Source organism: Pseudomonas sp. PARCl1 (genome assembly GCF_947311875.1).
GTDB lineage: Bacteria > Pseudomonadota > Gammaproteobacteria > Pseudomonadales > Pseudomonadaceae > Aquipseudomonas > Aquipseudomonas juntendi.
The window spans coordinates 1-12,641 of record NZ_CAMZMX010000041.1 but is presented as its reverse complement, the minus strand read 5'-3'; the positions used below and the strand labels follow the sequence as shown (position 1 = coordinate 12,641).

The window sequence follows — 12,641 nt, the reverse complement described above, 5'->3', positions numbered from 1 at the left end:
TTTTGCCTGCGCGCCATGGGACAACCTGCCGCCTTGACGCAAAGGGCTGCAATTTGTTTGTGCAGGCATTTCAAGTACAATCGGCAAAACGATTCAGCCAAGTCAGTCAATTCGACAAAAGGCAGGGTCGTTTTCTCGTTCTCTAGCTGCTGAACAATGATCAATAACAAGCCTGCGCTGAAGAACACGCTTTACTTGGGCCAGCCACAGGCCCTCCCTCTGTTCTTATGACTGGAATTGATCAATGTTCAAGAAAGCTGGCAAGACCTTGCTGGGTCTGGCTGTCGCTGCAAGCTGCATGCAAGCGCACGCCGCAGAAACCAAGAAAGTCGACGTACTGCTGGTCGGCGGCGGCATCATGAGCTCCACCCTGGCCGTGTGGCTGCACGAGCTGGAGCCAAGCTGGTCGATGGAAATGGTCGAGCGCCTGGACGGCGTGGCCGAAGAAAGCTCCAACGGCTGGAACAACGCCGGTACCGGCCACTCGGCGCTGGCCGAGCTGAACTACACCCCGGAAGACAAAGACGGCAACATCAATATCTCCAAGGCCATCGAAATCAACGAGGCCTTCCAGATTTCCCGTCAGTTCTGGTCGTGGCAGGTCCGCCAGGGCGTGCTGAAGAACCCGCATTCGTTCATCAACACCACCCCGCACATGAGCTTCGTCTGGGGCGATGACAACATCAAGTTCCTGAAGAAGCGTTACGACGCGCTGCAGGCCAGCCCGCTGTTCCGCCCGATGCAGTACTCCGAGGACCACGCGCAGATCGCCAAGTGGGTCCCGCTGATGATGGAAGGCCGCGACCCGAACCAGAAGCTGGCCGTGACCTGGACGCCAATCGGCACCGACGTGAACTTCGGCGAGATCACCCGCCAGTTCGTTGGCCACCTGCAAACCCAGAAAGGCTTCGACCTGAAGCTGTCCAGCGAAGTGCAGGACATCACCCGCAACAAGGACGGCTCCTGGCACGTCGAGTACAAGAACCTGAAGGACGGTACCGAGTCGGCCACCGACGCCAAGTTCCTGTTCATCGGTGCCGGCGGTGGTGCCCTGAAGCTGCTGCAGAAGTCGGGCATTCCTGAAGCCAAGGAATACGCAGGCTTCCCGGTGGGTGGCTCGTTCCTGGTGACCGAGAACCCGACCGTGGCCATGCAGCACATGGCCAAGGCCTACGGTATTGCTTCGACCGGCGCGCCACCCATGTCGGTACCGCACCTGGACACCCGCGTGCTGGACGGCAAGCGCGTGGTCCTGTTTGGCCCGTTCGCCACCTTCTCCACCAAGTTCCTGAAGAACGGTTCGTACCTGGACCTGCTGAGCACCACCACCCCCCACAACGTGTGGCCGATGACCAAGGTCGGTATCGAGCAGTACCCGCTGGTGGAGTACCTCGCTGGCCAGCTGATGCTGTCTGACGACGACCGCTTCGAAGCCCTGCGCACCTACTTCCCGAACGCCAAGAAGGAAGACTGGAAACTGTGGCAGGCCGGCCAGCGCGTGCAGATCATCAAGCGTGATGCCGAGAAGGGCGGTGTGCTGAAGCTGGGTACCGAAGTGGTGGCCTCCGAAGACCGTACCATCGCGGGCCTGCTGGGCGCCTCGCCAGGTGCTTCGACCGCTGCGCCGATCATGCTCAACGTGCTGGAAACCGTGTTCAAGGAGAAGGTCGCTACCCCAGAGTGGCAGGCCAAGATCAAGCAGATCGTTCCGAGCTACGGCACCAAGCTCAATGATTCGGCAGCGGCCACCCAGAAAGAGTGGAACTACACCGCTGAAGTACTGCAACTGGAGAAGCCACCGGTGATCGACGCCAGCGTTGGTACCACCGTTGCGCCAAGCCAACCGGTTGAAAGCAAGCCAGAGAACGACATGGCGCTGTAATTGGCCGCCAGGTTGTGACCGAAAGCCACGGGGGTGACCTCGTGGCTTTTTTGTTGCCTGTTAGCGGCTGTTTGCGGCGCAGGGCAGGTATTACTGCTGGCGCAGAATGCACGCCAGCAACCCCGGGAAGCGGGCCTCCAGCATTTCGCTGCGCAGCGAATTCATATGGGTTGTGCCCACATTGCGGGTATGCACCAACCCCGCATCACGCAAGACGCGAAAGTGGTGGGACATGCTCGACTTGGGCCGGCCGCCGTCCAGTTCGCCGCACGTGGCTTCGGCCACACCGGCCAGCTGGCGCACGATGCCCATGCGCACGGGGTCGCTCAGGGCGTACAGCAGGCGCTCCAGCACCAGGTCTTCAGGGTTGGGATGTTTATAGGCTCGCATGCTGCACATGATACCGGGGGTTTCCATTATTGCCATAGTTCGATTATGATCGAACAATCGTATCCATATAGCCCGGGAGTTTCCCATGTCCGCGTTGTTCCAACCTTACACCCTCAAGGACGTCACCCTGCGCAACCGCATCGCCATTCCGCCGATGTGCCAGTACATGGCCGAGGACGGCATGATCAACGACTGGCACCATGTGCACCTGGCCGGCATGGCCCGTGGCGGTGCCGGCTTGCTGGTGGTCGAAGCCACGGCGGTGGCACCGGAGGGGCGCATTACCCCCGGCTGCGCCGGCATCTGGAGCGACGCCCATGCCCAGGCGTTCGTACCGGTGGTACAGGCGATCAAGGCAGCAGGTTCGGTACCGGGCATCCAGATCGCCCACGCCGGGCGCAAGGCCAGCGCCAACCGGCCCTGGGAAGGTGACGACCATATTGCCGCCGACGATGCCCGCGGCTGGGAAACCATTGCCCCGTCGGCCATTGCCTTTGGTGCACACCTGCCCAAAGTGCCGCGTGCCATGACCCTGGAGGACATCGCCCGGGTCAAGCAGGACTTCGTCGATGCCGCCCGCCGTGCACGCGATGCCGGCTTCGAGTGGATCGAGCTGCACTTTGCCCACGGCTACCTGGGGCAGAGCTTCTTCTCCGAGCACTCCAACAAGCGTACCGATGCCTACGGTGGCAGTTTCGACAACCGCAGCCGCTTCCTGCTGGAAACCCTGGCGGCAGTACGTGAAGTGTGGCCAGAAAACCTGCCGCTGACGGCGCGTTTTGGCGTGCTGGAATACGACGGCCGTGATGAGCAGACCCTGGAAGAGTCGATCGAGTTGGCGCGGCGGTTCAAGGCTGGCGGCCTGGACCTGCTGAGCGTGAGTGTCGGCTTTACCATCCCTGATACCAACATCCCATGGGGCCCGGCGTTCATGGGACCGATTGCCGAGCGTGTGCGCCGTGAAGCCAAGCTGCCGGTGACGTCGGCGTGGGGTTTCGGTACCCCGCAGCTGGCCGAAGCGGCATTGCAGGCCAACCAGCTGGACCTGGTGTCGGTAGGCCGCGCGCACCTGGCCGACCCGCACTGGGCCTACTTTGCGGCCAAGGAGCTGGGGGTGGAAAAAGCCTCCTGGACCTTGCCAGCGCCTTATGCGCACTGGCTTGAGCGTTATCGCTGATATCGAGCGCCGCCCGCGCGGCGCATCGCGAGCTGGCGCTCGCTCCTACGTTTGTTTCGGGCCAGTCCATCCTGTGTCAGGCGCACGCGACCGCCTTTTCGTACGACGCGATATCGCGCCATACACCAAGGCGTTCGCGCGCAACACCCACAGGCATAATTGGCCAGAAACAAACGTAGGAGCGAGCGCCAGCTCGCGATGCGCCGCGCGGGCGGCGCTCGATCTCCCAAACCCTGAAGATGCCGCGCCGAGTGATGCCATCGGCAAGCCCCTAGAATCTCCCAAAACGGCCCAGCCGGTAAGCCGCCAGCTCGGCCCCGCCAGCCCGCTCGGCCAAACGCCCCACCCATTGCGCCGTGACCGCCGCCTGGGTCAACCCCAGGTGTTGGTGCCCGAACGCCAACAGCACCCGCCCGTCACACACACGGTCGATCACCGGCAGTGAATCGGGCAGCGAAGGCCGAAAGCCCATCCACGGCGTGGCGCCTTCAACACTCAGCTCTTGCTGAAACAAGCCTTTGCTCAAGCGGTGCAACTGCCACGCCCGCTGCATGCTCGGCGGCGCCTCCAGCCCGGCGAACTCCACCGTGCCCGCCAGGCGCAGGCCTTCGGCCATGGGGGTCATGATGAACTTGCGCTCCAGCGAAGTGACCGCAAAGGGCAGGCGCTGGTGTTCGCCAGGCAGCATCAGGTGGTAGCCACGCTCGGTGTCCAGCGGCACCCGTTTGCCGGTCAGGGCCGCGGTGAGCCGTGCCGAATGCGCACCGCAACTGAGCAGCACCTGGCGGGCGTTGAACGTGCCCTGGGCGCTGGCCAGGCTGACCCCGCCGCTGTGCAGGTGGCCACCCTCCACCTGCGCTTGTACAAAGCGCACGCCGCTGGCCTTGGCCGCCTCGAACAACGCGCAGACCACCCGGTAGGGGTCGATGAAATGCCCGGTCCTGGGGAAAAACAACCCGCCAAGCAACGACTCGCTCAGCTGGGGCGCGGCTGCGCGTACGGCGTGTGCCGACCAGTAATCCACGGGCACGGCCTGCTGTTGCAGGCGCGCCTGCAACGCCGCCAGCGCCTGCCGTGATTCGGGGCGCTCGAACACCAGCAGCGAGCCCGCTTCGTGAAACAGCTCGCTGCGCCCGATCGAGCCCAGCAGCTGTTGCCAGGCCCCCAGGCTGGCTTCGTTCAACCGGCGAATGCCGGCCACGCTGCGCTGGAACGGCGCTGGGCGCAGATTAAGCAGCAGCCGGGTGAACCACGGCATGGCCTTGGGCAGGTACTTCCAGTCCAGCCGCAGCGGGCCCATGGGGTCGAGCAGCATGCGTGGCAGGCGCTTGAGGATCGACAGGTCGGCAATCGGGAACACTTGCTCGGTCGCCAGGTGCCCGGCATTGCCGAACGAGGCGCCATGGCCGGGCGCCTGGCGGTCGAGTAGGGTGACCCGGCGGCCCTGACGGGCCAGTTGCAGGGCGCAGGCGACGCCGACGATGCCGGCGCCCACTACGGCGATATCGGTTTCAGCGGTTTCGTGCATGCTCAGCCTTCCCGTTTACCGTCCAGCAGGCGCCGCAGTTGCAGCGGGTTGGCCTGTTGCAGGGCCTGTGGCAGCAGCGCATCGGGGAAGTCCTGGTAGCACACCGGGCGCAGGAAACGCAGGATCGCCGCTGTACCCACCGAAGTGGTGCGCGCATCGGTGGTGGCCGGGAACGGGCCGCCATGCACCATTGCGTCACACACCTCGACCCCGGTCGGCCAGCCGTTGACCAACAGCCGCCCGGCCTTGCGTTCCAAGGTGGGCAGCAGGGCGCGGGCGCTGTCGATGTCGGCTTCGTCCAGGTGCAGGGTGGCGGTCAATTGGCCCTCCAGGTGCTCGGCAACCTGGCGCATTTGCTCATCGCTGCTGCAGGCGACCAGCAACGAGGCCGCGCCGAATACCTCGCCCTGCAACGCCGGGTCGGCAAGGAAGGCCTCGGCCTGGGTGACGAACAGTTGCGCCTGGCACTGGTTAGGGCCGGTGCCGCCCTGGCCGCTGGCGGCAGGCTGGGCATTGGCGTTTTCCGCCAGGGCCGCGACGCCGGCCTGGTACGCACTGAAAATGCCCGGGGTGAGCATGGTTTGCGCGGCCGCCTGTTGCAGGTGGTGGCTGGCCGCACTGATGAAACGCTGCAAGGCCGGGCCTTGGCGGGCGATCACCAGGCCCGGGTTGGTGCAGAACTGGCCGGCGCCCTGGGTCAGCGACGCGACAAAGCCTTGCGCCAGTGCTTCGCCGCGGGCTTGCAGGGCCGCGTTGCACAGGAACACCGGGTTGATCGAACTCATTTCGGCATACACCGGGATCGGCTGCGGGCGTGCCTGGGCAGCCTGGCGCAGCGCCATGCCACCGCTGCGCGAGCCGGTGAAGCCAACCGCCTGGATGCGCGGGTCGCTGACAAGCGCGATGCCGACTTCATGGCCGGCGCCGTACAGCAGCGAGAACACACCTTCTGGCAAGCCGCACTGTTGCGCCGCCTGCGCCAGGGCCCGGCCGACCAGTTCGCTGGTGCCGGGGTGCGCGCTGTGGGCCTTGACCACGACCGGGCAGCCTGCAGCCAATGCCGAGGCGGTGTCACCGCCGGCCACCGAGAAGGCCAAGGGGAAGTTGCTGGCGCCGAACACGGCCACCGGCCCCAAGGCCACCTGGCGCTGGCGCAGGTCGCTGCGCGGCAGCGGCTGGCGTTCGGGCAGGGCTTGGTCGATGCGCACATCCAGCCATTCACCGGCGCGCACGACACGGGCGAAGGTGCGCAGCTGGGTGCAGGTACGGCCGCGTTCGCCCTGGATGCGCGCCTTGGGCAGGCCGGTTTCGGCCACGGCCCGGTCGATCAGGGCATCGCCCAGCGCTTCGATCTGCGCGGCGATGGTTTCGAGAAAGTGGGCCCGTTGTTCGAGCGAGGTTTCGCGGTAGGCATCGAACGCCGCCCAGGCCAGGGCGCACGCTTGGGCCACCTGTTCGCCGCTACCGCCGAAGTAGGGTGGTTCCAGCGCCTGGCCGGTTGCCGGGTTGACGGCGTGGATCGCCGCGCGGCTGCCGGTTACCGGGGTGTGGCCGATCAGCAGGTTGCCTGTAAGGGTCATGGAGCCTCCTTGGGGAATCAGGTGCATGTAGCAAGGCAAAACGTGCCCCTGTAGGAGCGGCCTTGTGTCGCGATTGGGCTGCGCAGCAGCCCCAAGGGTTGCGCGCAGACGCATGAATTGCCGGGGCTGCTGTGCAGCCCGATCGCGACACAAGGCCGCTCCTACAAGAGACCGCGCAGGCCATACGTCAGGCCAGGTTCTGCTCGGCCGACCAGCTGGCGTACCAGGTGCGGAACAGGGCGTACTGCTGCTCGGCATAGTTGCGCTGGGCGTCGGTCAGGGCGTCGGTCTCGTTGAAATGCAGGCTGTACTCGCGATCGCCGTTGAGCACCATCAAATGCTTGTAGTACAGCACCAGGTCGCAGCCTTCATCGAACGACGACAGCACCGCCAACGCCGCTTCCAGCTCACGCGCCAGGCGGCGGGCGCGGGCGTCGCCCTTGGCCGCCTGCTTGCTCAGGCTTACCAGTTGCAGCACTTCACGCGGCAGGGCGTTGCCGATGCCGGTGATGGCACCGGTGGCGTTGCAGTTGACGAAGCCATGCACCACCTGGGTATCGACGCCGACCATCAGGGTCACGTCATCGTCCTTGGAGGTGATGTGTTCGGCGGCGTAGCGCAGGTCGGCGCCACCGCCGAACTCCTTGAAACCGATCAGGTTGGGGTATGCGCTGCGCAGTTCGAAGAACAGGTCGGCGCGGGTGGCAAAGCCGTAGTAGGGGCTGTTGTAGATCACGGCCGGCAGCTTCGGTGCCGCGGCGAGAATGGCCGAGAAGTGGTGTTTTTGCGCGATCAGCGAGGCGCCGCGGCTAAGCACGCGGGGGATGACCATCAGCCCGGCGGCGCCAACCTTGGCCGCGTGGGCGGCATGCGCCACCGCCTCGCGGGTGTTCACCGCGCCAGTGCCGACGATGGTCGGGATGCCGGCGCCCACCAGGCGTGCCACGCCTTCCTGGCGCTGGGCCTCGGTCAGCAGCGGCCAGTCGCCCATCGAGCCGCAGTACACCACGGCGCTCATGCCGGCATCGATCAGTTCACGGCCTTTGCGCACCAGCGCGTCGAAGTCCGGCTTGCGCTCGGCGGTGCACGGGGTCATCAGGGCGGGCATGGTGCCGGTGAAGATGTTGTTGTTCATGCAAGTTACTCCTGGCGAAATTCGGGTGGGTCAAAAGGCGGGGTTCAGATGCCCCAGGCGAATGGGTCCTGTTCGTCGATCAGCAGGGTGCTGTCGGCGGTCATGTAGGCGCGGCCGGTGATGAACGGGCGAATCCGCTCGCCGTCGCGCTGGTAGTGGCCCTGGAACTGGCTGCCGGTGATGCTGGCCTGCACCCAGGTCTGGCCCTCGGCCAGCTTGCCGTCGGCCGCCAGGCAGGCCAGCTTGGCGCTGGTGCCGGTGCCGCAGGGCGAGCGGTCGTAGGCCTTGCCGGGGCACATCACGAAGTTGCGGCTGTCGGCGTTGGCGTCGTCGGCAAACAGCTCGACGTGGTCGATGGGCGCGCCATGCTCGCCGGTAATGCCTTGCGCTTGCAGGGCGTTGAGCATGGCCCAGGTGTACGCGGTCAGGGCCTCGCGGTTATCCAGTTCAATGCGCTGGCCGTGTTCGGCAACCAGGAAGAACCAGTTGCCACCCCAGGCGATGTCGCCATGCACCACGCCATGCCCGGGTACGTCCACCGCCACGTGCTGGCGGTAGCGGTAGGCGGGCACGTTGGCGACAGTGACGGCGCCGTCTTCATGCAAGGTGGCGCTGACCTGGCCGACCGGGGTGTCGATCTTGTGCACGCCGGGTGCGATCAGGCCCAGGTGCTGCAGCGAAGCGACCAGGCCGATGGTGCCGTGGCCGCACATGTTCAGGTAACCGGCGTTGTTGAAGAAGATCACCCCGCAGGTGGCGTCGGCAGACACTGGCGGGCAGTACAGCGCGCCCACCAGCACATCGTTGCCGCGTGGCTCCAGCAGGCAGGCGCGGCGCCACGGGTCGTGCAGCTCGCGCAGTTCGTCGCGCTGCTCGGCCATGCTGCGGCCATGCAGTTGCGGGAAACCCTGCATCACCAGGCGGGTAGGTTCGCCGCCAGTGTGGGAGTCGATGACGTGTATCTGTTTCATGGGCCTGTCCCTGTTTGATCTGTATGGTCATGTGCTGCTGGTGCGGGCCTCATCGCTGGCAAGCCAGCTCCCACAGGTAAAGCCCTTCACCGCGCCAGTGCAGCCGAGCGCGGGTCTGTCAGGGGCTCATGGCTGGCTTCGCTTTCGTCCTCGCCTTCCAGGCGTACAAGGTGGGCAGGCACACCGGTAGCGGCCCCCCAGTAGTAGATGCCCAGCGCACTCACAGCCACCGCCACCGTGTCGAGTGGGTGGCCAAGCACGCCCAGGCCGCCGAAGCTGCCCAGCCAGGACAGCAGGATGGTCACCGCGTAGAAGCCGATCAGCCACGCCGAGCTGCGCATTTGCTGGGCCAGCGACAGGTGCTGGGTCGGTACGAAGCGTTTGCACATCAGGTACAGCACGAACATCACGATTTGCAGGGCCAGCAGCCAGGACACGGTGTTCCAGCCCGACCAGTACACGATCAGTGCGGCGATGATGAACGACAGGGGGCCCAGCACCGCCATGCCCTTGACCCGGAACGGGCGCGGCATCTCGGGGACGTTGCGGCGCAGCGCGGCGACACTGACCGGGGCCACGGCATAGCTCAGCACCAGGGCTGCGGACACCACGTTGATCAGCGCCTCCCACGACGGGAAGGGCAGGGTCCAGAACACCGACAGCGCGAAGGTCAGCCACAGCGCCGGGCGCGGGATGCCGGACTCGGCGTCGATACGGGTGAAGTAGCGGAAGAAGGTGCCGGTTTGCGCCCAGCCATAGATCACCCGTGGGGTGGCGTTCATGTAGATGTTGCCGCAGCCACTGGGCGAGATCACGGCGTCGGCCACCACCAGGTAGGCCAGCCAGCCCACCCCCAGTGCCAGGGCGATATCACGGTAGGGCAGGGCCAGTTCCTTGGTTACGCTGGCCCAGCCGTTGGCCAGCATTTCGGTGGGTACGCTGCCGAGGAAGGCCAGTTGCAGCAGGGCGTAGATGGCGGTGGACAGCAGCACCGACAGGATCAGTGCGATCGGGATGGTGCGCTGTGGGTTCTTCACTTCGCTGGCCACCGAAATGATCGGTGTCAGGCCAAGGTAGGCGAAGATGATGCCACCGGCCGATACGGCCATCTCCACGCCAGACAAACCGAAGGGGGCAAAGCCTTGCACGGTGAAGTTCTGCGGCTTGAAGAAGGTGAACAGCACGCCGATCACCAGCAGCGGCACGATGAACTTGAACACGCTGATCAGGTTGTTGGCCTTGGCAAAGGTTTTCACGCTGCGGTAGTTGAGGAAGAAGAACAGCCCCAGCAAGGCGAACTGCACCAGCCAGCCAAGCACGGTGGGGTCACTGGAGCCGGCCTTGGTCAGTTCGGGAAACCAGGCGGCAGCATATTGGCGCGAGGCGACCACCTCGATGGCGATCAGGCTGGAGAAGGCGATCAGGGTGATGAAGCCCATCAGGTAGCCCAGCAGCGGGCCGTGCGAGTACACCGGGTAGCGCACCACGCCACCGGCGCGGGGCAGGGCGGCGCCCAGTTCGCAGTACACGATGCCCAGCAGCAGCACGGCGAAGCCGCCGAGGAACCAGGAGAGAATGCCGGCCGGGCCGGCGATGGCCGCAACGTGGCTGGCGGCGAACAGCCAACCGGAGCCGAAAATGGCGCCGAGGCCGATGAAGGTGAGGTCCAGCAGCGATAACTGTTTCTTGAATTTGCCTGACATGGGTTCGCCTTTTTGTTGGTTATTGGATAGGCAGGTCTGATGTCACCAGGTGCGGCTTTCGGGCCGCGTTCTTGTAGGGCTTGGGCGGCTTGCGTGGGGCATAGAATGGGCCGATCGGGGCGGCGGTTCTTGATGGTTTTCTGCAAGGGGCATGACGAAATCGGCACAGTTGGGAAAAAGCAGTGGTCAGCCACAAGGGTGGGGAATAGGCTGTAGGCCATACCGTATAAGGGCTGTAGGTATGTGTGAGTAGTGCCGGCCTCTTCGCGGGCTCGCCCGCTCCCACAGGTACAGCACAGGATTCGGGAATTGTGAGGTACCTGTGGGAGCGGGCATGCCCGCGAAAGGGCCGACAAAGCCAACAGAGATCGAGCAGATGACCGACACCCCCCTGGCACCCCTCTACCACTCCCTGGACCAGCACCGTCCCGCCTCCCTCGAGGCCCTGCTGGCCGGTGTCTCGCTGCTGCTGCCGATCCTCGACGCCATCCCCAACGCTGCGATTTTCATCAAGGACCCGGCCGCCCGCTACGTGCTGGCCAACAACACCTTGGTCCAGCGCTGTGGCCTGAAGCGCCTGCAACCGTTGCTGGGCAAGACCAGCGCCGAAGTGTTTCCGGCGCAGCTCGGTCCCGGCTACACCGAACAGGACCGCCGCGTGCTCAAGGAGGGCCTGGTGCTGGAAGACCAGCTGGAGCTGCACCTGTACGGCAGCCGCGAGCCAGGCTGGTGCCTGACCCACAAGCGCCCGTTGTACAGCCAGGCGGGTGAGATCATTGGCCTGGTCGGCATCTCGGTCGACCTGCAGTCAGCGGCCGACAGCCACCCTGCGTACCAGCGCCTGGCCGCGGTGGACGAACATATCCGCCAGCATTTTCACCAGCCCATAAGCATGCGCGAGCTGACCCGCATCGCGGGCATTTCGGTGGCCCAGCTGGAGCGCTATTGCAAGCGGGTGTTCCACCTCACGCCACGGCAGATGATCCACAAGGCGCGCCTGGAGCACGCCCATCGCTTGCTGCATTCAGAATTGCCGATCACCGAGGTGGCCATGTGCTGCGGCTACACCGACCACAGCGCCTTCAGCCGCCAGTTCAAGCAACTGACCGGCTTCACGCCGCGCCAATACCGCCAGGCGACCAGCGATCAGCCCGCCTGAAACAGTGCCTGCGCCTCGGCAAAGCACTGCTCGGCAATGGCCGAACGTGGCTCGCTGCGGCGCAGCAGCAGGCCGACCGGGCTATGGATGGCGGCGTCGGCCACCGGCAGGATGCGCAAGTGCTCGCTGAGGTCTTCCAGGCCGCAGTCCAGTGGCATGATCGCGCAGCACATGCCGGTGTTGATGGCCTGAATCAGTTGGAAGCTCGAATCGCTTTCCAGCACCGCATTGGGCTCCAGGCCACGGCTGCGAAAGCTCAGGTCCAGTGACTGGCGGTAGTGCATGCCTTTGCTCAGCAACCCCAGCGGAATGTCGCCGAGTTCGTCCCAGCGCAAGCTGTCGCTGGCAAACCGGAAGTGCCGGGTGTCATGCAGCAGGCCCATGGTGGTGATGCCCAGCTCGATCACTTCGAAGAAGCTGGTGTTGACCTGGTCCAAATAGCAGATGCCCAGATCGAGCTGGTTGCGGCTAAGGCCGTCGATGACCTGTTCCGAGCTCAGCGAACTGAGCTGGAAGTGCAGCTCCGGGTATTTTTCCCGCAGCGGCAGCAGCAGGCGCATGGGGTTGAAACTGGCCAGCGGCACCGTGCCCAGGCGCAGGCTGCCGACCACCTGGCCCCGGCAGCTGGCGGCTTCGGCCTGCAGGCCGTCGTGGGCGGCCAGCAGGGTGCGGGCCCAGGCCAGAATGCGCTCGCCGGCTTCGGTGAAGCCCTCGAAGCGCTGGCCACGTTTGACCAGCACCAGGTCCAGTTCGTCCTCCAGGTTGCGCAGGCGCATGGACAGCGTCGGCTGGGTGATATGGCAGAGCGCCGCCGCCTGGCCGAAGTGGCGGGTCTGGTCGAGGGCGATGAGGAACTTGAGCTGCTTGATGTCCATGGAAGTGCCTGGGATGCGGGGTGTGTTGACCTTAACCAACTCTGCGGTGGCTGGCCATTGTTAGATGCTGCCTGGGCGGGCCCTGTCGCTGGCAAGCCAGCTGCCACAGGGATCGCGTCAGGGCTGACAGGTGTTTGTCACAAGAAATGCAGGGCCGGTGAGATCGAGCGCCGCCCGCGCGGCGCATCGCGAGCTGCGCTCGCTCCTACGTTTGTTTCGGGCCAGTAACCCCTGTGCCAGG

Annotated in this window: 10 protein-coding genes; 3 read left to right on the top strand and 7 right to left on the bottom strand. The window is 65.1% G+C overall.

Going from position 1 to position 12,641, the window contains the following annotated elements:
• Nucleotides 1-244 precede the first annotated feature (244 nt).
• A complete protein-coding gene (mqo, locus tag QME24_RS19220) occupies nucleotides 245-1,882 on the top strand; it encodes a malate dehydrogenase (quinone) (RefSeq protein ID WP_009681756.1) in 1,638 nt (545 codons plus the stop codon).
• Between the two features lie 90 nt (nucleotides 1,883-1,972).
• Here the strand turns inward: mqo and QME24_RS19215 are convergent, their stop codons facing one another.
• Nucleotides 1,973-2,308 (bottom strand): helix-turn-helix domain-containing protein, encoded by a 336-nt coding sequence (locus QME24_RS19215; RefSeq protein WP_029886571.1) that lies wholly within the window; start codon nucleotides 2,306-2,308, stop codon nucleotides 1,973-1,975.
• A gap of 49 nt (nucleotides 2,309-2,357) precedes the next feature.
• On the opposite strand from QME24_RS19215, the gene xenA reads away from it, so the two are divergent.
• Nucleotides 2,358-3,449 (top strand): xenobiotic reductase XenA, encoded by a 1,092-nt coding sequence (gene xenA, locus QME24_RS19210; protein ID WP_009681758.1) that lies wholly within the window; start codon nucleotides 2,358-2,360, stop codon nucleotides 3,447-3,449.
• A gap of 271 nt (nucleotides 3,450-3,720) precedes the next feature.
• Here xenA and QME24_RS19205 read toward each other — a convergent pair whose 3' ends face one another.
• The 5 genes from QME24_RS19205 to QME24_RS19185 form a co-directional block, all read right to left on the bottom strand.
• On the bottom strand, nucleotides 3,721-4,977 hold the full coding sequence (locus QME24_RS19205) for an FAD-dependent oxidoreductase (protein ID WP_281690961.1): 1,257 nt from the start codon (nucleotides 4,975-4,977) through the stop codon (nucleotides 3,721-3,723).
• A 2-nt stretch (nucleotides 4,978-4,979) separates the two neighbouring features.
• The gene (locus tag QME24_RS19200) at nucleotides 4,980-6,557 is read right to left on the bottom strand and encodes an aldehyde dehydrogenase (NADP(+)) (protein WP_281690960.1); all 1,578 of its coding nucleotides are present in this window, start codon (nucleotides 6,555-6,557) and stop codon (nucleotides 4,980-4,982) included.
• A 187-nt stretch (nucleotides 6,558-6,744) separates the two neighbouring features.
• Nucleotides 6,745-7,692 carry a dihydrodipicolinate synthase family protein gene (locus tag QME24_RS19195; RefSeq protein WP_009683314.1) on the bottom strand — a complete coding sequence of 316 codons (948 nt, stop codon included), beginning with the start codon at nucleotides 7,690-7,692 and terminating at the stop codon, nucleotides 6,745-6,747.
• Nucleotides 7,693-7,736: 44 nt separating this feature from the next.
• Entirely contained in the window at nucleotides 7,737-8,663 is a 927-nt protein-coding gene (locus tag QME24_RS19190) for a 4-hydroxyproline epimerase (protein ID WP_144187857.1), read from the bottom strand.
• An 86-nt stretch (nucleotides 8,664-8,749) separates the two neighbouring features.
• Nucleotides 8,750-10,366: an APC family permease gene (locus QME24_RS19185; RefSeq protein ID WP_281690959.1), complete on the bottom strand. Its 1,617-nt coding sequence runs from the start codon at nucleotides 10,364-10,366 to the stop codon at nucleotides 8,750-8,752.
• Between the two features lie 376 nt (nucleotides 10,367-10,742).
• On the opposite strand from QME24_RS19185, the gene QME24_RS19180 reads away from it, so the two are divergent.
• Entirely contained in the window at nucleotides 10,743-11,525 is a 783-nt protein-coding gene (locus tag QME24_RS19180) for an AraC family transcriptional regulator (protein ID WP_029886565.1), read from the top strand.
• Here the strand turns inward: QME24_RS19180 and QME24_RS19175 are convergent.
• The gene (locus QME24_RS19175; RefSeq protein WP_281690958.1) at nucleotides 11,513-12,400 is read right to left on the bottom strand and encodes a LysR family transcriptional regulator; all 888 of its coding nucleotides are present in this window, start codon (nucleotides 12,398-12,400) and stop codon (nucleotides 11,513-11,515) included. The genes QME24_RS19180 and QME24_RS19175 overlap by 13 nt on opposite strands.
• Nucleotides 12,401-12,641 lie beyond the last annotated feature (241 nt).